Origin of the sequence: Sphingomonas sp. BE138 (genome assembly GCF_031456125.1) — a bacterium.
In the GTDB taxonomy this organism is placed as follows: domain Bacteria; phylum Pseudomonadota; class Alphaproteobacteria; order Sphingomonadales; family Sphingomonadaceae; genus Sphingomonas.
Map to the genome: position 1 here is coordinate 1 of NZ_JAVDUC010000021.1, position 22,179 is coordinate 22,179.

The window sequence follows — 22,179 nt, forward strand, 5'->3', positions numbered from 1 at the left end:
GTCCGCTCTTTTGGGGAGAATGTCCACCATTTCAGGAGTGGACTGACGCCGGGCGACGCTCGCCGTGTGCGTCCACCGTTTCAGGACAACCGACAGAACGCGGCCGATCCGGCCACCCCCTTTTTTCCAGGAAATAACATTACTGGAATAAACAATGTGCAGCTTTGCCGAATGAACCAGGTCTTGACGCTTTCCCAAATTATCCGCATGATCCGGCTTGTCAGCCTTTCAGGCTGGCTTGCTCCAGGTAACGCTCGGAAACAGACAAACGCAACGCAACAAGACCGCCATACACGACGAAGACGTCCCGATGTGCAAAGACAACGGCCGCTAGGCCAAGCGGACATCCGCAACGCACTGGTGAAGGACAGCCCGCGGGCAGGCGGTTCGAACAGATCCCACCACGGTAACCGCGACAAGATTGGAGCGCCGCTCATGGCGAAGAGCATGGAAATCGTGCCGTCCGGCACGCTGCAGAAGCAGTTCGGTCATTACTCCGACGAGGCGATGATCCGTCCTGTCGGCGTCAGCCGCAACGGCCGGGTGCGCTTCGTCATGGTTCCTGTGGACGAATATGAGCGCCTGCGACGCCGTGAACGGGTCGCCGGGCGCACGGAGGATCTGGATGAAGAAACCCTCGACGCGCTCCGCGCCGTCAAACCCGGGCCAGGCAGCGAAGAAGCCGAAAGGCGGCTCCAAGCTGCCGGAGCCGGGTGAAGTCCTCAACTACAGCTACCTGTGGGAACGAGAATATCGCGAAGGTCGCGATGAAGGAATAAAGGACCGACCAGTCGCCGTCGTGCTGATGACGGTCAGCCGGGACGGCCTGTCTCTAGTCCATGTGGTCCCGTTCACCACCAAGGAACCCGGCGTCGGCGACGTCGCGATCGAGGTCCCACAAGCCGTGCGTCGCCAGCTAGGCCTCACCGGCGACCGGTCGTGGATTGTGGTCAGCGAGTGGAACCGGTACGCCTGGCCGGGCTACGACACGCGGCCGATACCGGGTCGCGAACCGTCGGCGAGCTATGGGTTCATCCCTTCCAGCCTGCTTCAGCGCGTGCTCGATGCGATGGTGTCAGTCGGGATCGGCCGACCAGTGGATAGGGATCAATGAGCGACTCGGACGCGTCGCTGGCCGGCTATCCCGGATCTGCCGCCAGTGCGTGGCAGATCCTTTCTCTGGCGCATGATTACCACAACAGCTGCACTCACCTGATGATGCGGTTTGAAGGTGAAGAGCCGCAGACATTGGCACCCGCCCGCCTCCTCGCGATCCACGCGATCGAACTGTATCTAAACGCCCTCATGCTGGACGCCGGCGACACTCCGCAGATGGTTCGCGGGCTGCAGCACGATCTTGCCGGTCGCGCGAAGCGCGCGATCGAGTGTGGTCTCGCTCTGCGGCCGAAGACCGCCGGTCATCTGGCCCGGCTGACCAGCGGCAAGGAATATGTCGCCGCACGATACGGGCCCGAGCTGGTCGGATCGCAGTCCGAACTCAACCGGCTGACCGCTACCCTCAAGGAAGTCTCCGAGAGGGTCAGCGCGATCGTCGCTGCGAACACCGAGGCTCGCTTCGCAAGTCGAGCACCTCGTACCGAACAGGCTTAGACCGATGCAATTCAAAGCACGCAACCTCCGCCTGATTGCGGAGATGGTCGTCGGCAACATCGACCATCAATGGTTCCAGTATCGCAGCAGCTTCGTAAGCGTGGTCGATAGGCCGCCTTGCTATTGAGCGCGGCTCTTCTGGTATGCGAGTTTGCCGGCGTGGCGGCGGATGGCGATGGCGGCGATGGCGCGGCGGGTGAAGCGTTCGTCGATGTCGTCGGCGTTGTAGGGGCCGCCATACCATTCCCGCAGGCGGTCGTGTTCTTCGTGGGCCGGGTCGGCCATGGCATCAAGGAACATCTCGAACCCGGGCAAGCCGCCGACATCCTCGGGCGGGCAGCGCCGTTCCCCGTCGACGAAGCGCGGATATTTGACGTCGGGTTCGCCAGCGCCAACGGTCTCGATGGTGATGGTGTGCCGCCAGTCATCACCCATGTCGTAGGTGTAGACGAGTTCCCGCACGCCCCGGTCGATGAGCGTCGCGAGCTTCACATTTTTTGCAGCGGTCATGCCGCTCTCCGGCCACATCGGGTCGGGGATGCCGTAGCGCCGGTCGCCGGCCTCGAAATGCCACAGATGGCAATCTTCCCAACCCATCGCGGCCTGGACGATGTCGTGGAGCATCTTGAGGCTGGCGGTTACGGGCACGTCGACCCGGCGCCAGATGGCGGGTTCGATGTCGTCCAGGACGATATGCAGGCGGGCGATGGTTTCGGCGCTCATGCCGCCAGTCTGGCAGGTTCGTGAGCCCAGTTCCACGGCATGAGTTCGTCCCAAAGGCTGACTGGCCAATCGCCTGCGACTCTGGCGATGACGTCGGCGATATAGGCCTGCGGGTCGACGCCGTTCGCCTTGCAGGTCTGGATGACGGTGTAGATGGCAGCGGCCCGTTCGCCACCGGCGCGCGAGCCAGCGAACAGCCAGTTGCGGCGTCCGACCGCGACACTGCGCAGCGCACGCTCCGCGATATTGTTGTCGATCTCCAGGCGTCCATCGTCGAGGAAGCGCGACAGTGCTGGCCAGCGCTTGGTGCCGTAGGCGATGGCCTTTGCCATGTCGGACCTGGGTGACAGGCGGCGCAGGGCTGCGTCGAGCGTCTCGCGCAAGGCGTCGACCAACGGCCGGCTTTTCTCCTGCCGGGTTCGGTATCGCACGTCGGGTGGTTGGCCGCGCACCTCTGCCTCGACGGCATAGAGTGTGCCGATCTGCTCGAGGATGTCGGTGGTCAGCGGCGTGGGTGACCGCTCGTGAAGATCGAAGACCTTGCGCCGGAAATGTGCCCAGCAGGCGACTTCGGTGACACCACCCCGGTAGAGCCCGTCATAGCCGGCATAGGCGTCCGCCTGGAGGAAGCCACGAAACCCGGCGAGATGGGATGTCGGGTGCGCCGCAGTTCGGTCTGGCGTGAAGCGATACCAGATCGCGCGCGGCGCGGTACTGCCGGATGCCCGGTCGTCGGTGGCATAGACCCACAGCCGCCCGGTCGCGGTCTTGCCCCGGCCGGGGTCGAGCACCGGTACCGGCGTGTCGTCGGCATGGATCTTGTCGGCCTTGAGCACCTCGTCACGGATGCGGCTGACGATAGGGTCGAGGAGCGCTGCAGCCTGTCCGGTCCAGCCCGCCAATGCCGAGCGGTCGATGGCGAGCCCTTGCGCCGCCATCATCTCGGCCTGGCGGTAGAGCGGCAGATGGTGGTCGAACTTCGAGACGACGACGTGCGCCAGCGTCGCGAAGGTAGCTTTGCCCCGCACGATGGCGCTGACCGGCGCGGGTGCCTGGACGATCTTCTCGCAGGACCGGCAGCTGTATTTGGGGCGGACGTTGCGCACGACCCGCCAGCGCACCGGCACGATGTCGAGCATCTCGTGCGCGTCGATACCCAGCGGGCGCAGCGCACCGCCACAGTCCGGGCAGGTGCAGGCACCCGACGCCGGCTCGTGGATGACCTCCTCGCGCGGCAGGTGCCCGGGCAGACTGCGGACGGGCACCGGCCGTGCCGCCACGCCGGGGTCGGCTGCTTCGGCCCCAGGCGCATCGCGCTCGGTCTCCAGTTCCTCCAGTGCCAGCTCGAGCTGCTCGATCTCGCACCCCAGCTTCTCGGACGAGGCGCCGAACTGCATCCGCCGCAGTCGGGCGATTTGTCCGCGCAGGGTATCGATGAGCAGGTCGCGGGCAGCCAGTGCGGCATTGGCCCGGGCGAGCGAGGCCTCCAGCGCGGCGATCCGCGCGGTGGCATCAGCAGGGGAAACAGGCGCTTCCGACACGCTGTCTCCATAGCAGATTGCAGGTCGGCGAGCGAGAGAAAGTGGCGCAAAACTGCCGTTCCTACCCCGCCAGCGTCGGCACGAACGTCCGCTCGGGCCGGCGCCAGTCGATGCCCTCCAGCAGCATCGACAATTGCGCCGGCGTCAGCGTCACGGCGCCCGTTGCCGTCACCGGCCAGACGAAGCGGCCCCGGTCAAGCCGCTTGGAAAACAGGCAAAGTCCCTGGCCATCGAACCACAGCAGCTTGACCAGATGCCCCCGCTTGCCCCGGAACGCGAACAGCGCACCCGAATGCGGGTTCTGCGCCAGCACCTGCTGCACCAGCACCGCCAGGCCATCGAACCCCTTGCGCATGTCGGTCACGCCGCACGCCAGGAACACCCGCGTCGGCAACGGCACCGGCACCGAGCTCACCGCAGCACCGACAACACCCGTGCCAGCGCGCCTGCATCCACGTGTCCGTCGACGCTCACCCGCACACCGTCCGGCAGCTCGATGTGGATGAGTCCTGATGGGCATGGTGCGGGCGGGGGCGGCTCGGCAATCTGCACCTCGGCGAACACGGGCAACGAAGGCACGACGCCCGCCAGCTTGCCTTCGCGCAACTGCTTGCGCCACGTGTAAATCAGGCTGCTCGACACCTCGCTCCGCGCGATGACGTCGCAGACCCGCACTCCGGGCCGGAACGCCTCGGCCAGGATCTCCAGCTTCTCCGCGTCCGACCATCGGCGCCGGCCCGACACCCGGCCGACCACCTCCATCCGACCAGTCATACGAGTGCTCGTATGACTGGTCGTAGAACCGATAACTTCCCGCACCCCAGCGCCCTCGTTAAAGGCGACAAGCATCCTGAACGCCAGCGCTACCGCAAGGCGGCCTCCAGACCGCGCTTACGCAGCTTCTACATCACTCGCTTCTTCGAGGAGTGCGAACTCGAGTACGCACACGATGGCAGCTCCCGCGTCCCTTGGACCGAAGGCGTACTGGCTGAGCTGCTCGCCGACGCGCATCCCAGCACACATCAACTGCCCGAACGCTTCGCCACCGTTCTGCGCACGCTAATTGTAGGCGCTTGCAATTGTAGCGGCCTCTGCTCGCAAACAGTGGAGTTTTCTGCTCAGATTGGCTGACAGCGAGTGGGCTATTATGCTCACGCTAATTGACAATGTGCTCGCCATCGTCCGCACATGCTCGCAAACAGGGAGTGCCTGCTCACGCTCTCTGCCACGGCGAAAAGTAATGGTCACCTTGCGTTCCGCCTACCGCGCCAAGAGCGAATTTTTGCAGCGAGCAGGTTGATGAGGAAGGCCAGCCCAATCGCGACCGCGACTACCATGCCCATCATAACCCATACGGGCGTGTAATCTCCGACACACGGCGGTTCTCGCCCCTCGCACCCGCCACCGCCCATCATGCCTGCGCCAAATACGATCAGTGCAATCGGCGTCATCAGCACCATAGAAGTCAGGCACCCCCAATTGATTGGGCGCTTTTCGTAGCTCATCAGGCGGCTCGCGCCTTTTTCCGGAAGAAGGTCGTCTCCGGTCCGATCAGATCGGGGTCGATGCCGCTCTCCTCGGCAGCCAGTTGCTGGATGATCCGCCATACCTCGGAGGCGGTGAGGCGCGCGCCATTGCGGGCCAGCCTGCCGCGGTTCTGCTCCGCCACCAGGCGCGCCAGATCGCCGAGGGTTTCGCATCCGTGTGGCAGTCGTCGACGGTCGATGTGCCGCAACCACAGCCCCGCGTAGGCGCTCGCTGCAGCGGCAACGATGCGAAGGGGCGGTGCCAGGGTCGTGAAGGCGAGGATCGCGACCGCGACGGCGAAGCAAAGACCGCCGACGATCCCAGGCCATCCGGCTCGTGTTGCCGACATCTTGGGGTCGGTGTCGGCTTCCAGGTCGCTGAACGCGAGACGCAACTTCTCGCCGATCAGCGGTGCCAACGGCTCATCCGGTCCGACGCGCCGCCCAAGCCCGAGCGCGCGTCGAAGCCTGTAGAAGGTCATCTGCGTGGCGCATGTCGTGCCGCCACCACCATGAGCCGCGACATGCGCGACGACATGGTCACGCACCTCGCCGAATGTCGTCCAAGACAGGTTTGAGCGCAGGCGAAGGTCGAAGGTGCGCTCGATTGCCAGGAAGAAGTCGGTGTCGTCACCGTCGCCTGCCCATCCTATCGTATCGAGCACCTGCATGAACCCTGCTCCTCAGCGGTTCTGCAAGACGACCGTTTCTGACGAGCCGATCGCCTTGCCTGCCCGGCAACGTAAATCTGCGGGCCGGGTTTTGTCAAAACTGTTCTGGAAACTGCCTTCGCAAAACGTTATGCCATCGACGGGTTTGGAGAAGATCGGACACCCATGCGGGTCGGCTATGCGAGGGTCAGCACCAGCGACCAGAACCCCGAGCTTCAGCTCGACGCGCTGCGACGCGCCGGCTGCGAGCGGGTGTTCACCGAGAAGGCGTCGGGTGCGCGCGACGACCGGCCCGAGCTGGCGCGCATCCTCGAAGACGTGCTGCGCGCCGGCGACGCGCTGGTCGTCTGGAAGCTCGACCGCCTCGCCCGCTCGCTCAAGAAACTGATCGCCACGGCCGAGGAGCTGGAGCGCGAGAAGATCGGGCTGGTGTCGCTGACGGAAAGCATCGACACGACTACTCCGGGCGGCATGCTCACCTTTCATGTGTTCGGCGCCATCGCGCAGTTCGAGCGCGCCCTTATTCGGGAGCGGACCACGGCGGGACTGGTGGAAGCGCGCCGGCAGGGCCGCAAGGGCGGCCGCCCGTTGGCGATGCGCCCGAGCGACGTCACCGCAGCGCGGGCGATGATGAAGGAGGGGACGTTGCCGGTGCGCGACATCGCCAAGCGCATGGGCGTGTCGGTTGCGACCCTTTACCGCTACGCCGGCAAGCGCGGCAGCGGCGCATCGGCCAAGGAGCCCGCGACAGCCCATGGCTGACCGGGCGAAGCGACCGCCCGGGGAGGCGCTGGTCGATCTTCGCCGACGATTGTCGCTGTTGCCTCCACGCGATCCCGGCCGCACCGAGATCATCGCCCGTGCGGCCGAGGCCTACGGCATCTCGATCTGGACCCTCTACCGGGCACTGCGCGAGGTGAACCGGCCCAGGTCGGTGCGCCGATCCGACCATGGCGCGACGCGGGTCGCGCCGCAGGTGGAGATGGAGCGCTACGCCGAGATCGTCGCGGCGCTGAAGATCAGGACGACCAACAAGAAGGGCCGGCACGTCTCGACCGCTCGCGCCATCGAGTTCCTGGAAACCGATGGCGTCGAGACACCGGAGGGCTTGGTCAAGGTGGCACCTGGCCTGCTGAAGCGGGCGACCATCGACCGGCTGCTGCGCTCGTCGGGGCTGGACTATGCCCGCGTGACCCGCCCGCACGCTGCCGTGCGCTTCCAGGCGCGGCGATCCAACGAACTGTGGCACTTCGACATGAGCCCGTCCGACCTCAAGCAGGTCGAGGCGCCGCTATGGATCGAACAGGGCCGCGGCAAACCCACGCTGATGCTGTTCTCTGCCGTCGATGACTGCTCGGGCGTCGTCTATCAGGAGTATCGCAGCGTCTATGGCGAGGATGCCGAGTCCGCGCTGCGCTTCCTGTTCAACGCCTTTGCCGCCAAGCCCGAACCCGAGCTGCCGTTCCAGAGCCTGCCGGTCACGATCTACATGGACAACGGCCCGGTCAGCCGGTCGCGCGTGTTCCAGTCGGTGATGGGCAGCCTGGGCGTGCGCGTCCTGACTCACCTGCCGCCCAAGTCGGACGACCGGCACACCGCAGCCCGCGCCAAGGGCAAGGTCGAGCGCCCGTTCCGCACGGTGAAGGAGGTGCACGAGACGCTGTACCACTTCCACAAGCCCACGGACGAGGCGGAAGCCAATCTGTGGATGCGGCGCGCGCTGGTCACCTACAACAACGGCGATCACCGTTCCGAGCCGCACGCCCGGATCGAGCACTGGCTGCGGCACCTGCCCGGCGAGGGCGTGCGGGCCATGTGCTCATGGGAGCGGTTCTGCGCTTTCGCGCGCGAGCCCGAGCGGCGCACCGTCGCAGGCGATGCGACCGTCTCGGTCGAGGGCGCTTCCTACGAGGTCGAACCTGAACTCGCCGGCGAGACGGTGACGCTGCTCTGGGGTCTGTTCGACCAGCAGCTCTTCGTGGAGCATGACGGTAAGCGTCATGGCCCCTACGAGCCGTCGCGCGGCGCCGTGCCGCTCTACCGCTATCGCAAGTACCAGAAGAGCCGCGCCGAGGAGCGGCTCGACAAGGTAGTCCGGCTCGCCGACCAGCTGGGGCTACCCCGCGCGACCGTGACGGGCGGCGACCGGCCGCTGCCGTCGCTGCCGCCCTCCACGGCAGGGCTTGCGGTGCGGCAGACACCTTTTCCCGAACCTGCTGTCGAGACGGCGTATCCGACCGGGCTCGCGGCGCGCCACGCCATCGTCGACCAGCTTCGGCGACCGCTCGGCTCGCTGCCCGAGGGGGACCGCGCCTTTATCGACGCGCTGCTGGGCGAGACGCTCGACAAGACCATCATCGCCGACCGCATCCGCGAGCGGTTTCAGGCAAGACGGGGGACAAGCTGATGCTCGCCGACGTTCAATCCAGCTACGGGCTCGCCCGCCCGTTCCAGGGCGTCGGCAACTTCGAGACAGAGCATCAGCGCAACCTCGTGCGCGAGGTCTGCGCGGCCGTGCAGACCGGCAGGCTGATCGTGGTCTCCGGCCTGGTCGGATCGGGCAAAACGCACCTGCTGCGCCGCATCGAGGACGAACTGGCCAAGGCGGGCAAAGTCGCCGTCGCCAAGTCTCTCGCGGTCGACAAGCGCCGCACCTCGTTGCCGTCGCTGATCGAGGCGCTGTTCTACGACCTCTCGCCCGGCGACCGGGCTCAGGTGAAAATCCCCAAGCAGGCCGAGCGCCGCGAACGCGACCTTCGCGACATCATGCGCAAGGGCAAGCGCCCGGTCGTGCTGGTGGTCGACGAGGCGCACGACCTCCACCACAAGACGCTCACCGGCCTCAAGCGGCTGATGGAGGTGGTGGCTGATGCCGGCGTGCTGCTCTCGGTTCTGCTCGTCGGTCATCCCCGGCTACGCAACGACCTGCGCCGCCCGCAGATGGAGGAGATCGGCTACCGCACCACGACGTTCGACTATGAGGGCATCGGCGCCGACCGCCGCGATTATGTCGCCTGGCTGCTCGGTGCCTGCGCGGCCGAGGGCGTCAAGGTCGCCGACCTGATGGAGGAAGACGCCATCGACCTCATCGCCGAGCGCCTGCGCACCCCGCTCCAGATCGAGATGCACCTGACGCTCGCCTTTGAGCAGGGCTTCCGGTTCGCCGCCAAGCCGGTTACGGCTGAGATCGTCGAGCAGGTGTTGTCGCGGGCGATCGACGACCTCGAACCCACGCTTACCCGCAACGGTTACGACGCTGGCGCGCTCGCCAGCCAGCTCAACACCCGGCCGTCCGACGTACGCGCGTTCCTCGCCGGAACGCTGGACGCCGAACACACCCGCGAACTGACCGAACGGCTCCGCGAAGCAGGAGTGCCAATATAATGCTGACCGCATTTGCACCGACATCGCCAAATAGCGGGCGTAGCTATTATGAAGGTATGCAGGGGCGTTCAGCGGGAGATGGGCTTTGAGCGTGACAGCTACGGTCGCGATTGGTGCAGCCGTCATCGTGGCGCTGCTGGCAGTCGACTTTCTGTTCCATCGCTTGATGATCCGTGGTCTGGAGCGGCTGATTGATCTACTGCCGCCTCACCGTCCGGGAGGGCGCTACCGCTCACAGTCAACACCAGAGAGATATGCATCGCTGCGCAGACCTCGGAGCGGTAGCTAACCACCACCTTCGCCATTGGCGGAGAATGTGAGCAGGTATTTTTGTTTGCGAGCAGGGACGGGATAATGGCGAGCACATTGGCAGATAACGTGAGCAGATTAGGCCGCGCGTTGTCAGCCAATCTGGGCAGAAAGCCGCGCTGTTTGCGAGCAGAAGCCGCTACGTTTGCAAGCGCCTACACATAGGGCTGACGCGGACTGAGCGACTGGCCCTTGAGAAAGTCGCGCTGGCGCTCGTCCTCGATGGCGAACGCGACGAACACGGTCTTGGTCATGGCATGCTCCTTATGGTGCGCATCACTGGCCAAGGCCGGCACGCAGGGTGGCGTAGAAGTCGCGGGTCGAGGACGCGCGCGCAGTGCTCTCGTTCAGCGTCGTGCGCTTGTTGATCAGCACGCGGCGCGCCGTCTTGGAAGCGATGGCATACTGGTCGAGATCAGCGTCCGACCGTAGGTAAGGCCACTTGCGCAGGAACTCGGGCGGCGTCGCCCAAGCGGCAGCGTAGGTGGCGAGTGGAAAGTCCTTTTCCGTCGCCACGCCAATCTCCCACGGCACCCACTGCGACGCCTTGGTCGCATCCGAAACGACTGCGAGGAGCTGGGTGCACTTGCCCATCTCGCTGCGGATGTGGGCTGCAAGATCCTCCCCGGGTCGACCTATGTAAGGGTCGATTACATCAAGGTAGGAGTCGATGTCGTGCTGCTGTTTCAGCCTGCGTGCGACGCCAGCAGCTGTGACGGCGTCGGTCGACTGGTGGGAGAGGAAGACCTTGATCATCGTTGCGTTCCGATGGTGGTAGGGCGGAGGTACTGATTGGCTAACGGGGCGTGCCTTCCGGCACGCCCATCAGGTCAGCCGCGCGGCGGGAACGGGTCCCCGCCGTAGCTGTCGCGGTCCCTGATCTGACCGTTGCGGCCGTGGATCAGAAGTTCGCTGCGCTGGTTCTGCGCGATGCCTCGTGCAGCATCGATCGCGTCACGCTGAGTGTCATGGATCGATGTCGCACGACCGTTGCCGGCGCCGCGAACAGCCCAACACCCCGCGTGCGGGACGACATGCTGGTTCTTTCCGGACATAATTCTACCTCCTTCCTCGCGCTGTAAGGGTAAGACGGCTTGCGACGCCGCTCCCGATCGTCTTCATTGACTATCAAAGGGGGTAGGCTGAAACGGCGGGTGCTCTCGGACATCCTGACACGATTTTTTCGTGTTGTGTCTGAGCCGCGCTGAAAATCAGCCTACTCCGTCAGGAAGCGGCGGAGTTGAGTGAGCGAACCGACCCTTGATCTTGCGGAAGCGCGGCAGGCGATCGAACGCCTGACCTCGGTCGACCTTCTCAGACTGAGGAAGGCGGGACGACAATATGCGTTTGCCGCAGGGTGTGAAGCCGACGACCTGCTCAACGAAGCTGTATGTCAGACGATCGAGGGTGTTCGGAATTGCCCGCGCAGGATGGGAATGGTGGCATTCCTGATTGGCGTCATGCGCAGCCGCGCGTCCGCTAGGCAACAGAAGGTCGAACCCGAACTGGTATCGGCTGATGCCACTGATGCCGAAGGCCGGTTACTGCATGAGCCGGTAGAAACGAAACCCGATGTCGAGGAACTGGCGCTTTCACGGGAAGATGCGTCGGCTCGGCGAAATGCGCTGGAAACCTTGTTTGCCGATGATGAGGAAGCAACCCTGTTCCTGTGGGCATATCTGGACGACCTTCCGAAGGAGGAGATCATGACCATGATCGGTGTCGATATGACGGCGTATGCCACTATCCGACGCCGTGTCCGCCGCAAGATAGATGCGGCTTTTCCCAATGGATGGTCATCGTGAGCGGCGCGGGGCGCCCTACCCCTCCGATCGATCGGCTGGCGGATGAACTGGTCGCAGACATCATGGCTATGTCGGACGCGGAATTACTGGCGGAGGTCGAGGCCGAAGGACTGAATGTCGAGGATGAAGCCGACCGTATCCGCGCGATAATCTCGACCGCAACCGCCCGATCTGGAAAGTCGCGCCTTCAGGCTGCGCGAGCAGAGATCGATCGCGCAGCCGGAACGGGCCGAGGGCAAGTCCATCAGCTTCCTCTCAGGGATCGAGCGGCCGTCCTTGCCTGGTTCGCCAACGATGACAGCAAGCTGAAAAGCCGGCTGACGATGGCCGCACGCAACGGCGAAGGCATTACCGAGAAAGAGATGGATGATATACTCGCCGATTTGCGAGAGCTTGGTGCCATCGACGAAGACGGCAATCCGATTTGAAGGGGCTTGGTCAAGCCGAAAAGCTTTTGCAGTCCCTCGGCGTCACCAGTCCGGATGAGATCGATATCGAGGCGATCGCTTGGACGATGGGTGCCAAGGTGCGCAACGGCATTCTGGAGAGCTGTGAAGCCAGGATCATCGGCTTTCGCAATCAGGCGATCATCACTGTGAAAGGCGATGGCGATCCGCGTCGCCGTCGCTTCTCGATCGCGCACGAGTTGGGCCACTGGCAGCATCATCGCGGCCGGTCGTCGGTCTGCAGGGCGAGTGAGATCGGAAGTGTCAGCCAGGGCGGTGCCGGCATTGAGCGGCAAGCTGATAATTATGCCGCCGACCTGTTGATGCCGGCCTATCTGTTTCGACCGCTTGCTGCCGCTCACCGGCGGCCGTCATTCGAAGCAATCGACGCTCTGGCGGCTGCCTTTTCCACCAGCCGGTTGGCGACGGCGCAAAGGTTTATCGACCATAGTCCTTGGCCCTGTATGATCGTTTGCCACGGTCAGAACGGACGCCGATGGTTTCGACGCAATGGCGGCATTCCGGATCACTGGTTTCCCCGTGATGATCTCGATCCTGAGTCAGACGCGATGGACGTGCTGTATGGAAAGATTGATCGGTCGCGGCCGACGATCATCGGGGCGGACGCATGGTTCGATCGCCGGGGCGCCGATAGGTTTGAGCTGACCGAGGAGTGCGTCAAAGGCTTTGGGAATGATGTGCTCGCCCTTCTGACGCTGAAAGATCAAATGCTTGATTAGGACCGCGCAGCATGGGGCTTTGAACTGGGCAAGTTACGCGTCAGCAATTCTCAGCCTACGCATCCGCTTGCGTAAGAGTCCGAACCGTCGCGATCGGCAGGAACAACCGCAAGCCGTTGGAGGGCAGCGGCTCAAAGCCATAGCCGGTATAGAGCGCGATGCGTTTCGCCACCTTCTCGGCATCGCCGCAGTCGAACACGTCCAGCATGACGACGGCGATCCCCAACGCTTCGGCCGCCAAGGCCAGGCGCTTGAGACAATCGACCAACAGATCGCCGCCATAGCCTTGCCCTTGAAAGCGGCTGTCGACGCCGATCATCGAAATGTAGGCGGCCGGGATACTGCCATGCGCAGGGCGGTTGCGGGCGAACCGATCGGGTAACTCGGTATAGTCGATCGCATGGGCGTTGGTGGCATAGAAGCCGATCAGCTCGCCCTCGGCACCGACCATCACGAAGGTGCGGACGTTATCCGCCTTGGCGAGCTTGTTCGCGGTCCGGCGGAAGAAGTTGTCGACCTGCGTGATGCCACAGGAAAAGGCCGCTCGATCGTGCTTGGCAGGATCGAGCGGTTCGATGGTGAAGAGCTTTGCGTCCTCTGTCGCCGTCACCTGCTGACGATCGTCTCACGATGCCGCGCGAATGCTGCCCGAAGTCGCTCGGTGGGTGCCGGCGGCGTGTCGAGCGCCGCAAAGAAGCGCGAATGATCGACCGGCTGCAGGGTGGTGCGTTCGTGCGCCGCGATCGTCTCCATCGCAGAGCGATAGGCCGCGTTCATCGTGAAGACGGAATCGTCCACACCGGAAAGAGCGGCAGCCTGCTGAATCGCCTGCTTGATGCGCGGCTTGGTACGGAAGTTCATCCGCTCGCTGCTGCGCTCCTCAACGGCGCCGACCTGATCCTGAAAGCCAAGCATGGCACACCTCATCCAACCTTCACGCACATGTACGTCTTTGCGGCGTACATTTCAACAAAAGATTGAGAGTCGCTTAATTTGTCTGTCCTGCTGCAGGCGTCAGAAACCCGCGTCAGAATGTCTGGCCGGGATGAGCCAACATGCACTTCGATGAGGGGTGTGGGAGCTGGTAGCTGCCGTGAGTGCCGGCGTGAATGGTGAATGAAGGCGTTCCCGTCTGTCCAAGCCGCCCCGTCCGTTTTCCTACCCAACCCTGCCCTTTGCCAAACGACCGCCAATCACCCACGGCCGATCGCACGACGGATCTGATCGCGTACGTTCATCCCGTCCCGCTCCCGCTCGGCGAAGACGTACAGGCCGCCGCCGCTTCGCTCCCACAGCTCACCGGCGAGGCGCTTTTCGGCTGCGTCGCGGACGAGATGGCCGCCCTTATACTCGACGACCAGGAGGCGGCCGTCCGTCAGCCGCGCCACGAAGTCGGGGTAGGTGCGGCCCGTCGCCAGCGGCAGCCAGAAGGCGGCGGGATGGCTCGCGACGTTGCGGACCCAGACGTCCACCTCCGGCACCGCGTCGAGCTGCTTGGCGGCGCTGAGCTCCTCGCCGTCCTCGCCGCTGTCGAAAACAGGTACCGCGGGCAGGAAGTGCTTGGTGAAGCGATAGCTGCCCCGATAGGCGGGCACGCCATCAAACATGCCGTCAGCGAAGCGGAAGCCGTGCTCGACCGAGACGGTCGGCGCAGCGTCGGGGCCGAAGAGGCAGCTCTGATACGCCCGCTCACGCGCGGCCTGGCGAACGGCGGCGATGCGATCGCGCAGGCGCCGCGCGAGCATGAAGCGGCAGCGCATCAGCGCGGCGAGCGGCAGATGGCGATCGCGGACCAGAAAACCGACCACATCGGCCAGCCACGCCAGCAGCTCGGCGGGGCGCACGTCATCCTGTCGCACCGCCTTTGCCAACAGCGCGACGAGCCCGCTCTCCGTCCAGCCCTCGACCGGCACGTCGAGCAGCAACTGGTCGCTGACGTCGCTGTGCGCCACGGTGAGCCGATCACCGTCGAGGTCGATCTGAAAGGCGTCGGCGGTTTCGGCCACGTCGAACTGGTCGCGGGTAAGCTGGTGACCGGCCTCGGCGAGCGACCAGTCGAAATACTCGGACAGGCGGTCCGTATCGGCGAACACCAGCTCGCCCTGCATCTGCGCCATCAGGCGGGGCACGACAAACGTCTGCCCAAGCTCGGCGGGCGCCGCTTCATGCGCGTGCTCGGCCTCATAGGCGGCGACCTGTTCGCGCACATGGGCGGCGGCGGGCGCGGGGAGCGCGGCATAGACCGCCGCCTTCTCCGCCTCGCGCAGGAAGCCGGTGATCCGGATCGCGCCATCCTCGACGCTGAGCCGATCGGGCGCGGCGGCCCTCACCGCCGCCAAAGTGCCCGCATCCGCCGCAACCTCGATCCGCGCGGACGGCAGCGGACGCGCGCGCGCGCCGAACAGCCCCTCTCCCAACGTCGGCGCCGCTTCGATCGACGCTTCCGCCTCCTGCTCCTCGAAGCCCATGTCGACCAGCCGGTCCTTGAGGGCCGTCGCGGCCTCCGCGAATGACTTGGACACGAGGTGCGCATAGGCCTTGTTCAGCGCGGGCGCCTTGCGCCTCCTCGCATAGGGCATGCGCAGCACGCGGCCGAGCAGCTGCTCCGCATCGGTCGCGCTGCGAATGTTGGCGACCGAACAGAAGACGTAGGCGAAGGAACAGTCCCAGCCCTCCTTCAGCGCCTCGACGGTGATGATGTAGTCGATCGGGCAGTCGGGCGAGAACAGGTCGATGCCGTCGAGACCGCGCTGGTCGCCGGTCGCGACCGCGATCTTGTCGGCGGGGATGTGGTGGACGGACCGGAGGTGCTCCAGCAGCACGTCGACGGTCACCTCGCGGCCCTTGTCCTCGGCCTGGAACAGCACCAGCGGGCGGATGTATCCGTCGCGATCGCGGCCCGCCTTCTCCGCCAGCTCGGCGCGGCGCGCGATCGCGCCGGTCACCGCACCCTCCCAGGTCTGGTGCTCATCCAGGCGGACGGGCAGCTTGATCATCTGCTCCGCCTTCAGCTCCGCGGCGCTAACGGCGTGGAGGATGTTGCTCTTGGGATGCGGGGTCGCGGTGAACTCGATGATGGCGGACGGGTTCACGCGCGCCTGCATCTCGCGCGACAGGCCGGTCACCGCCTTGTGCGCCTCATCCACGATCATCAGCGGGCGATGGAGGTGGAGCAGGTTGGCTAAGGAATAGCGTATGTCGTCCGGGTGGCCCCCTACCCGCTTTGCCACCTCGGCACCGAGCGGCTCCAGCCCCGAGATCCGCTTCGGCACGTTCGCGAACAACGGCTCCAGCGCCTCGTGGTGCGCATAGACCTTGCGCCCCTCTGTGTTCTCCACGCGCAGCGTCTGGATGGTGGCGACGAACACGCACAGGTGCCGCGACAGGTCGGCCGCGGTCAGCCGGGTGAAATCGGCGATGTCGAACACGCGCACCGGCTCACCGAAGGCGGCAGCCAGCGCCTTACGATAGTGATGGCGCGGGTTGTTCAGCGCGTCCACGGTCTGCCGGCGGATCGTCGTGGTCGGCACCAGCCACAGCACCGGCGGATAGTCGCGCCCGATCCACGCATCGCGCGCGACCGCGACGCTGTGCGCGGCGAGCAGCGTCTTGCCGCCGCCGGTGGGCAGGCGCAGGCAGACATAGGGCATCCCCTCCTGCCCGAGCAGGGGCGTGTAGCGCCCGCCATAGCCGCGCAGCCGCCTGGCCTGGTCCGGCTCGGTCGTGATCGCCTCGTACGCGGCCTTGGGCCCGTGCGCCTGTGCCGCTTCGAAAAAGCGACGCAGCGTGTCGAGGGTCGCCTGCTGATAGGTCTTGAGCTGCATCAGCGGGCCTTCACGTCGTAGGGCGTCTGCTTGAAGATGACGCGCTCGGCGGTGAGCGTCGCGGGCGACAGCCGGCTCGCCTCGCCATAGATGGTGACCGGGCCGGTGAAGCCCTCTGCCCCCTCCCGGATCAGCGCCAGCGTCGCGCGTGTCAGCACGTTGCCGCCCGCCGGACGCTTGTCACCGAGAATGCCATTGTAGAGCAGCGCGACCCCCTGCCCGTCATGGTGGCCCAGGAACGGCGTGGCGGCCGCTCCGGCGAATGGCGTCCCGGTCTCCGCGAACCAGACGTGCGCGGCGAGCGGGGCGAAGGCGATGCCGGCGGCGATCGTGCCATCGGCGTCGAACACCGCAGGGCCGAGCCGGTAGAAGTCGAACCCGCCCCCGCCCTGCCAGTCGACCGCCCGGCTGATGCCGCCGCCCTCACCCGCGATAACCTTGTTCAGCCGCGGCGCGCAATGAGTGACGGCATGGTCGCCCATCTCGATCCCGATCCAGCGCCGCCCCATCTTGTGCGCGACCGCCGCCGTGGTGCCGGAGCCGAGGAAGGAGTCGAGGACGAGGTCGCCGGGGTTGGTGGCAATGTGGAGGATGCGTTGCAGCAGGCGTTCGGGCTTGGGCGTGCCGAAACTTACGTCGGCGCCAAACAACGCGTTCGCCTCTTTCTTGCTCTCGTCAGTATGGCCGACCTCGCCATGTGGCCACCATGTCCAAGGCACCAATCCTTCGACCTCAGAAAGAAAACGGATGACGCTCGGCTGTGCGTTCCCGTCCTTGCCCCAGTAAATCCGCTTCGCCTCAACTAGCTTTTCGAACTCGGGTCGAATCATCGACCAGCAGCGACCTTCGGGAGGTGTATGCCGTCGACCATTCGGGGCGACAATCTCGTACATCTGGTTTGGGCGGTAGCCCTGCGCAGTCATCGGAAGCCCACGCCAACGCTTACTCGGGTCTGCTTCTTTGGCGTTGTCAGGATTGCGATAGATCTTGGCCTGATCCTCATCAAGCGGCAGCTTGTTGCGTTGCGCTTTGAAGCGCTCAGGTGATGGCGAATAAGCGAGCAGATACTCGTGAACGTCGCCGATCGCCTCTCGGTTTTCACGCGAGTAACGCTTTTGCCAAACAGGGCTTGCAATGAAAGATCCGCGTCCAAACACCTCGTCCATCACGATCTTGAGGTAATGCCCCTCATGATCGTCAATTGACACCCAGATGCTTCCATCCTCAGCGAGCAGTTCTTGGAGTAGTTCAAGCCGCGGATAGATCATCGCCAGCCACTCACTGTGCTCTAACGTGTCGTCATAATGGACAGAAACAGCCGACCGCGTATTGTAAGGCGGGTCGATGTAGATGCACTTCACCTGTCCGCGATAATTGGGCAGCAGGCTCTTGAGCGCCTCCAGATTGTCGCCTTGGATCAGCATGTTGCCGCTGCCGGGCGCGCCGGCGGAAAGCGCCGCGTCGCGCTCCAGCAGGCGGTACGGTACGGCATCCGCCGCCTTCACGTCGCGGTCGCGTGTCAGCCAGTGCAGGATCGGCATTGTGTCCCCTTCGCCCGCCTTCTTGCCGCCCTGAATGAAATCTGGCAAGTTCGTTGCTGAAAAGGTTCAAGGGGCTTTGTCTTGGCACATGATGGTGCAGTGCTGACGCAGATCGGCGACCTCGCCGAGGCTGGCGAGCGGATGATCGAACGCCTCCGGCGCAAAGCGTTTCTGCCCGAGAGCCGCAAGGGGCTCAACGTTCGCTTCGGCATCGCCGAGGCGGCACAGCTGCTCGGCTGCTCTACCAACCGCATCCGCATGGCGGAAGATGACGGGAGATTGCCCCCTGCCCCCGCCTCCGAGAGCGGGCGCCGGCTGGGCTACACGGTCGAGGAAATGCTGCGGATGCGCGAGGTGCTGGGCGCGTCCCCTGCCCGCGCCCCGCTCGACGTGCCGGCGATCATCGCGGTGCAGAACTTCAAGGGCGGCGTTGGCAAGTCGACCGTCACCACGCACCTAGCCCATTATTTCGCGGTGCAGGGCTATCGCGTGCTGGTGGTCGATTGCGACAGCCAGGCGACGACGACGACCCTGTTCGGCTTCAACCCACACTTCAACATTACGCGGGAAGAGACGCTCTACCCGTATCTCTCGATTGACCCAACCCAAGCGGACCTGCTCTACGCGGTAAAGCGGACGCCGTGGCCGAACGTGGACCTGATCCCGTCCAATCTCGAACTGTTCGACGTTGAATATGAGCTGGCGGCAGCGGGCAGCGATGGCGGATCAGTGCTGGCGGCGCGGTTTCGCAAGCTGAAGCGCGGTTTGTCCGACCTCGCGCGCGACTATGACATCGTTCTGCTCGATCCGCCCCCTGCCCTCGGCACGATTAGCCTGGCAGTGATGCAGGCGGCGAACGCGCTGCTGGTGCCGCTGGCGGCCACCACGCCGGATTTCTGCTCCACCGTGCAATTCCTGTCGATGATGGATCAGGTGCTGCACCAGCTGACGGGCGCCGGCATCGAGGTCGACTACCAGTTCGTCCGGCTGATCTGCTCCAAGTTCGATGGCAACGATCCCAGCCACGCAATGGTGCGCGCGATCATGGAGCAGAGCTTCGGCCCTGCCCTGCTCCCGGTGCCGATCCTCGAATCGGCCGAGATCAGCCATGCGGCGATGCGGATGATGACCGTCTACGAGCTGGAAAAGCCGATCGGCACGCCCAAGACGCACAAGCGCAGCCGCGCCAATCTGGACGAGGCGCTGCGGCAGGTGGAGCAGCTCGTGCGCCAAAGCTGGGGGCGTGTCGAACCGGCCAGCGAGGAGGCGGTGATCCATGCCGCGGCCTGACCTTTCCTACAACGCCATGTTCTACTTACGTTCTGCACGGGAGGTGCGGCATGGCGCGTAAGCAATCGGACTATCTGGCGGCGCTGCTCGCAGATGACGCGTCCGAACAAGGCAATGCCCCCTTCCCTGCCCCGGCGCGCGAGGCTCCCCCGGAACGCGCGCGCACGACCACGCTGCTCGGTCGCGAGTCCGCGCTGGCGCGTGTGGCGAGCGGCGAGGTGCGGCAGGTCACCCAACTGCTGCTCGATCCCGCGCGCGTGCGCATCTGGCCGGGCAACGCTCGCACTTACGCGCACCTCTCGGAGGAGAATTGCCGCGAGCTGATCGACTCGATCGTCGCCGAGGGCGGACAGAAGGTGCCGGCGGTGGTGCGGCGCGTCGACGGCGATCCGGATCACGATTTCGAGGTGATCGCCGGCACGCGGCGGCATTGGTCGATCAGCTGGCTGCGTTCGCACAGCTATCCCGACATGCAGTTCGTGGCGCAGGTCGCGCAGCTGGATGATGAGGCGGCTTTCCGGCTGGCGGATCTGGAAAACCGCGCGCGGGCCGACGTGTCCGACCTGGAGCGGGCCCGCAACTATCTCGACGCGCTGAAGGCGCATTACGGCAACCACCAGACGCGGATGGCCGAACGGCTGAAGCTGTCCAAGGGCTGGCTGTCCAAGATGCTGAAGGTCGCCACGATCCCTGACGCGGTGATTGCCGCCTTCGCCTCGCCGGGCGACGTGCAGCTGAAGCCGGCCTATACACTCGCCCAGGCGCTAGACGACAAGGACATGGCCAAGGCGATCACCGCCATGGCGCGGCAGGTCGCCAAGGAACAGGCGGCACGTCGCGAGGCGGGCGCCCCCCCCTCCCCCGCCACGGACGTGCTGCGGCGGCTGCTCGACGCGCCAAAGGCGTTGTCCGGTGACGAAAGGCCGGAGCCGTACCGCTACGCCACCAAGTACGGGCGCACCGCACTGACGGTACAGTCGGCTAACCGGCAAGGCGTGACGATCCGCCTCCACGCGGGCTCTGGCGCAGACACGGACGAGTTGATGACCGCCTTGCGCGATGCACTGGCCCACCTCGAGGCGACCGGGAAAGGACTCCAGCGCTGATGTTTCCCCGGGGAAACATGCAGGGGCGGAGCATCGGTTTTGTAAACCGCTGGTCGATGTTTCCCCGGGGAAACATCGCATGACCCGCGCGCGCCGGGAGGCCGTGTCCGAGCAGTTCGAGCTGTTCCTCCCCTATCTTGCCGACTTGCCGCTGCGCGACCAGCGCGAAATGATGGAGCGGCCTTTCTTCAGCCTCGCAAAGTCGAAGCGTGTGAAGCCGATCGACTACCGATCACCGGACGGCAAGCTGTGGGTCCACGTCTCGGCCAATCCCGACTACGGCATGGCGACGATCTGGGACGCGGACATCCTGATCTACTGTGCCTCGATGCTCGCCGACATGGCGCGCCGCGGCGTTAACGACGTGCCGCGCAAGCTCCACCTGATGCCCTACGACCTGCTGCGCGCGATTGGGCGGCAGCCGACGGGTCGCGCCTATGAGCTGCTCGGCCAGGCGCTCGACCGGCTGGTGTCGACCACGGTCAAGACAAATATCCGTGCCGAGAACCGCCGCGAGGCGACGTTCAGCTGGCTCGACGGCTGGACGCAGCTGGTGGACGAGAAGACCGAGCGCTCGCGTGGCATGACAATCGAATTGTCGAACTGGTTCTGGGAAGGCGTGATGATGACCGGCGGCGTGCTGTCGATCGACCGCGCCTATTTCGACATCACCGGCGGGCGCGAGCGCTGGCTGTACAAGGTCGCGCGCAAGCATGCGGGCGGCGCCGGCGAGGCGGGCTTCGCCATCTCGATGCCGACGCTGTTCGAGAAGTCGGGCGCCGAGGGCCAGTATCGCCGCTTCAAGTTCGAGATCGCCAAGATCGCCGAGCGCGACGAACTGCCCGGCTATGCGCTGACGATAGAGCAGCCCGATGGCAAGCGCGAACCCGCGTTGCGGATGCGCCGGCGAAGCGAAGGCGAGACGAAGGCGGCGCCGTCAGCGAAGGCAGCGAAGACTGGCAAGGCACCCTCCCCCGCCCCGAAGCCCGATCCCGCTCTTGAGCCGACGGCCGAGCCCGGCGTCGATGCCGCCGCCCTGATCCGCCGCAGCGTGAAGAGCCTGTCGGGCCGCGCCACCTTCGGCGAGATCACCGACGCGACTCTGGCAACGCTGCGCGCCGAATGCCCCGGCTGGGACTATCAGACACTCCACGCTGACTTCCGCACCTGGATAGAGGCGGACGCAGGCCGGACCCCGGTGAGCTATCAGAACGCCTTCATCGGCTACGTGCGGCGCTTTGATGCTAAGAATCGGCATACGCTGCGGTAGAGAGATCACCTGCGATTCGTGGCCACCGAATAGGACGGCGTCGCCAGCGCGGGGTTCTGTGTCCGAACATCGAGCAGCAACGCGATCCTTTGGCAGACGCGGCACGGAGCTACAACTGGACGACGATTGTTGAAAAGGTCCGGGCAATGCCCGCGCTCGCCAACACTACGCGGCCGGGTAGCACATCCGGCTTCGCGCCGCTGCATCAGGTGGCGCATGGCGGTGGACCGTCATCCGTGGCGATGGCTCTGATCACGCGGGGCGCTTGGCGGAGCCTGCGCGAACTTTCACGCCGTCATCCGTGGCCGCGTCGGCGATCTGGAGGCGAAAAGCGGACTCCGCCTGCTACGACTGGCACCCATGCTAGAGACCTTCGGGGATCGATAGTTCCC

At 65.1% G+C, this 22,179-nt stretch carries 25 protein-coding genes; 13 read left to right on the forward strand and 12 right to left on the reverse strand.

Annotated features, from left to right (window positions below; all coding sequences use genetic code 11):
* From J2Y58_RS17815 to J2Y58_RS17825, 3 genes are all read left to right on the forward strand, one after another.
* On the forward strand, positions 1-717 hold a 717-nt coding region (locus J2Y58_RS17815), incomplete at its 5' end, for a hypothetical protein (RefSeq protein WP_310106158.1).
* Positions 626-1,114, forward strand: coding sequence for a hypothetical protein (locus J2Y58_RS17820; protein WP_310106161.1), 489 nt, complete (start codon positions 626-628; stop codon positions 1,112-1,114). The genes J2Y58_RS17815 and J2Y58_RS17820, both read left to right, overlap by 92 nt.
* The gene (locus J2Y58_RS17825) at positions 1,111-1,611 is read left to right on the forward strand and encodes a hypothetical protein (RefSeq protein ID WP_310106164.1); all 501 of its coding nucleotides are present in this window, start codon (positions 1,111-1,113) and stop codon (positions 1,609-1,611) included. The genes J2Y58_RS17820 and J2Y58_RS17825 overlap by 4 nt, the downstream gene beginning before the upstream one ends.
* A 120-nt stretch (positions 1,612-1,731) precedes the next feature.
* Here J2Y58_RS17825 and J2Y58_RS17830 read toward each other — a convergent pair whose 3' ends face one another.
* The 4 genes from J2Y58_RS17830 to tnpA form a co-directional block, all read right to left on the reverse strand.
* Entirely contained in the window at positions 1,732-2,334 is a 603-nt protein-coding gene (locus J2Y58_RS17830) for a plasmid pRiA4b ORF-3 family protein (protein WP_310106167.1), read from the reverse strand.
* Positions 2,331-3,875, reverse strand: a complete 1,545-nt coding sequence (gene tnpC / locus J2Y58_RS17835; RefSeq protein WP_405053127.1) for an IS66 family transposase — start codon at positions 3,873-3,875, stop codon at positions 2,331-2,333. Before tnpC ends, J2Y58_RS17830 begins: the two co-directional genes overlap by 4 nt.
* Before the next feature lie 61 nt (positions 3,876-3,936).
* Positions 3,937-4,290, reverse strand: a complete 354-nt coding sequence (gene tnpB, locus J2Y58_RS17840) for an IS66 family insertion sequence element accessory protein TnpB (protein ID WP_405053128.1) — start codon at positions 4,288-4,290, stop codon at positions 3,937-3,939.
* A complete protein-coding gene (tnpA, locus tag J2Y58_RS17845) occupies positions 4,287-4,637 on the reverse strand; it encodes an IS66-like element accessory protein TnpA (protein ID WP_310106171.1) in 351 nt (116 codons plus the stop codon). The genes tnpB and tnpA overlap by 4 nt, the downstream gene beginning before the upstream one ends.
* A 24-nt stretch (positions 4,638-4,661) precedes the next feature.
* On the opposite strand from tnpA, the gene J2Y58_RS17850 reads away from it, so the two are divergent.
* Positions 4,662-5,006: a hypothetical protein gene (locus tag J2Y58_RS17850; RefSeq protein WP_310106175.1), complete on the forward strand. Its 345-nt coding sequence runs from the start codon at positions 4,662-4,664 to the stop codon at positions 5,004-5,006.
* A 113-nt stretch (positions 5,007-5,119) separates the two neighbouring features.
* Here J2Y58_RS17850 and J2Y58_RS17855 read toward each other — a convergent pair whose 3' ends face one another.
* Positions 5,120-5,380, reverse strand: coding sequence for a hypothetical protein (locus J2Y58_RS17855; protein WP_310106179.1), 261 nt, complete (start codon positions 5,378-5,380; stop codon positions 5,120-5,122).
* On the reverse strand, positions 5,380-6,072 hold the full coding sequence (locus tag J2Y58_RS17860) for a hypothetical protein (RefSeq protein WP_310106181.1): 693 nt from the start codon (positions 6,070-6,072) through the stop codon (positions 5,380-5,382). The genes J2Y58_RS17855 and J2Y58_RS17860 overlap by 1 nt, the downstream gene beginning before the upstream one ends.
* Positions 6,073-6,237: 165 nt before the next feature.
* Here J2Y58_RS17860 and J2Y58_RS17865 point away from each other — a divergent pair, with 165 nt between their 5' ends.
* The 3 genes from J2Y58_RS17865 to J2Y58_RS17875 are packed head-to-tail and all read left to right on the forward strand — an operon-like array spanning position 6,238 to position 9,456.
* Positions 6,238-6,834, forward strand: a complete 597-nt coding sequence (locus J2Y58_RS17865; RefSeq protein ID WP_310106184.1) for a recombinase family protein — start codon at positions 6,238-6,240, stop codon at positions 6,832-6,834.
* The gene (locus J2Y58_RS17870; RefSeq protein ID WP_310106187.1) at positions 6,827-8,479 is read left to right on the forward strand and encodes a DDE-type integrase/transposase/recombinase; all 1,653 of its coding nucleotides are present in this window, start codon (positions 6,827-6,829) and stop codon (positions 8,477-8,479) included. The genes J2Y58_RS17865 and J2Y58_RS17870 overlap by 8 nt, the downstream gene beginning before the upstream one ends.
* Positions 8,479-9,456: an AAA family ATPase gene (locus J2Y58_RS17875; protein WP_310106189.1), complete on the forward strand. Its 978-nt coding sequence runs from the start codon at positions 8,479-8,481 to the stop codon at positions 9,454-9,456. Before J2Y58_RS17870 ends, J2Y58_RS17875 begins: the two co-directional genes overlap by 1 nt.
* 585 nt (positions 9,457-10,041) lie before the next feature.
* Here J2Y58_RS17875 and J2Y58_RS17880 read toward each other — a convergent pair.
* Positions 10,042-10,521, reverse strand: coding sequence for a toll/interleukin-1 receptor domain-containing protein (locus J2Y58_RS17880; RefSeq protein WP_066652238.1), 480 nt, complete (start codon positions 10,519-10,521; stop codon positions 10,042-10,044).
* Between the two features lie 74 nt (positions 10,522-10,595).
* Positions 10,596-10,820 (reverse strand): DUF2188 domain-containing protein, encoded by a 225-nt coding sequence (locus J2Y58_RS17885; RefSeq protein WP_066652237.1) that lies wholly within the window; start codon positions 10,818-10,820, stop codon positions 10,596-10,598.
* A gap of 189 nt (positions 10,821-11,009) precedes the next feature.
* On the opposite strand from J2Y58_RS17885, the gene J2Y58_RS17890 reads away from it, so the two are divergent.
* The 3 genes from J2Y58_RS17890 to J2Y58_RS17900 are packed head-to-tail and all read left to right on the forward strand — an operon-like array spanning position 11,010 to position 12,756.
* Positions 11,010-11,570, forward strand: a complete 561-nt coding sequence (locus tag J2Y58_RS17890) for a hypothetical protein (protein ID WP_168727486.1) — start codon at positions 11,010-11,012, stop codon at positions 11,568-11,570.
* Positions 11,567-11,998, forward strand: coding sequence for a hypothetical protein (locus tag J2Y58_RS17895; RefSeq protein WP_202189340.1), 432 nt, complete (start codon positions 11,567-11,569; stop codon positions 11,996-11,998). The genes J2Y58_RS17890 and J2Y58_RS17895 overlap by 4 nt, the downstream gene beginning before the upstream one ends.
* Complete coding sequence (locus J2Y58_RS17900) at positions 11,995-12,756, forward strand: ImmA/IrrE family metallo-endopeptidase (RefSeq protein WP_010409164.1); 762 nt, start codon at positions 11,995-11,997, stop codon at positions 12,754-12,756. Before J2Y58_RS17895 ends, J2Y58_RS17900 begins: the two co-directional genes overlap by 4 nt.
* Before the next feature lie 55 nt (positions 12,757-12,811).
* Here J2Y58_RS17900 and J2Y58_RS17905 read toward each other — a convergent pair whose 3' ends face one another.
* The 4 genes from J2Y58_RS17905 to J2Y58_RS17920 all read right to left on the reverse strand — a co-directional run bounded on the left by J2Y58_RS17905 (position 12,812) and on the right by J2Y58_RS17920 (position 18,121).
* Positions 12,812-13,366, reverse strand: coding sequence for a GNAT family N-acetyltransferase (locus J2Y58_RS17905; RefSeq protein ID WP_010409162.1), 555 nt, complete (start codon positions 13,364-13,366; stop codon positions 12,812-12,814).
* On the reverse strand, positions 13,363-13,683 hold the full coding sequence (locus J2Y58_RS17910) for a DUF1778 domain-containing protein (protein ID WP_310106207.1): 321 nt from the start codon (positions 13,681-13,683) through the stop codon (positions 13,363-13,365). The genes J2Y58_RS17905 and J2Y58_RS17910 overlap by 4 nt, the downstream gene beginning before the upstream one ends.
* 266 nt (positions 13,684-13,949) lie before the next feature.
* A complete protein-coding gene (locus J2Y58_RS17915) occupies positions 13,950-16,580 on the reverse strand; it encodes a DEAD/DEAH box helicase family protein (protein WP_310106210.1) in 2,631 nt (876 codons plus the stop codon).
* Entirely contained in the window at positions 16,580-18,121 is a 1,542-nt protein-coding gene (locus J2Y58_RS17920; protein ID WP_310106217.1) for a site-specific DNA-methyltransferase, read from the reverse strand. Before J2Y58_RS17920 ends, J2Y58_RS17915 begins: the two co-directional genes overlap by 1 nt.
* A 141-nt stretch (positions 18,122-18,262) precedes the next feature.
* Here J2Y58_RS17920 and J2Y58_RS17925 point away from each other — a divergent pair, with 141 nt between their 5' ends.
* The 3 genes from J2Y58_RS17925 (at position 18,263) to J2Y58_RS17935 (ending at position 21,787) form a co-directional block, all read left to right on the forward strand.
* Positions 18,263-19,411: an AAA family ATPase gene (locus tag J2Y58_RS17925; protein WP_066487632.1), complete on the forward strand. Its 1,149-nt coding sequence runs from the start codon at positions 18,263-18,265 to the stop codon at positions 19,409-19,411.
* Positions 19,412-19,461: 50 nt separating this feature from the next.
* Positions 19,462-20,517: a ParB/RepB/Spo0J family partition protein gene (locus tag J2Y58_RS17930; protein WP_066652229.1), complete on the forward strand. Its 1,056-nt coding sequence runs from the start codon at positions 19,462-19,464 to the stop codon at positions 20,515-20,517.
* A 79-nt stretch (positions 20,518-20,596) separates the two neighbouring features.
* A complete protein-coding gene (locus tag J2Y58_RS17935) occupies positions 20,597-21,787 on the forward strand; it encodes a replication initiator protein A (RefSeq protein WP_017980698.1) in 1,191 nt (396 codons plus the stop codon).
* Positions 21,788-22,179: the final 392 nt, after the last annotated feature.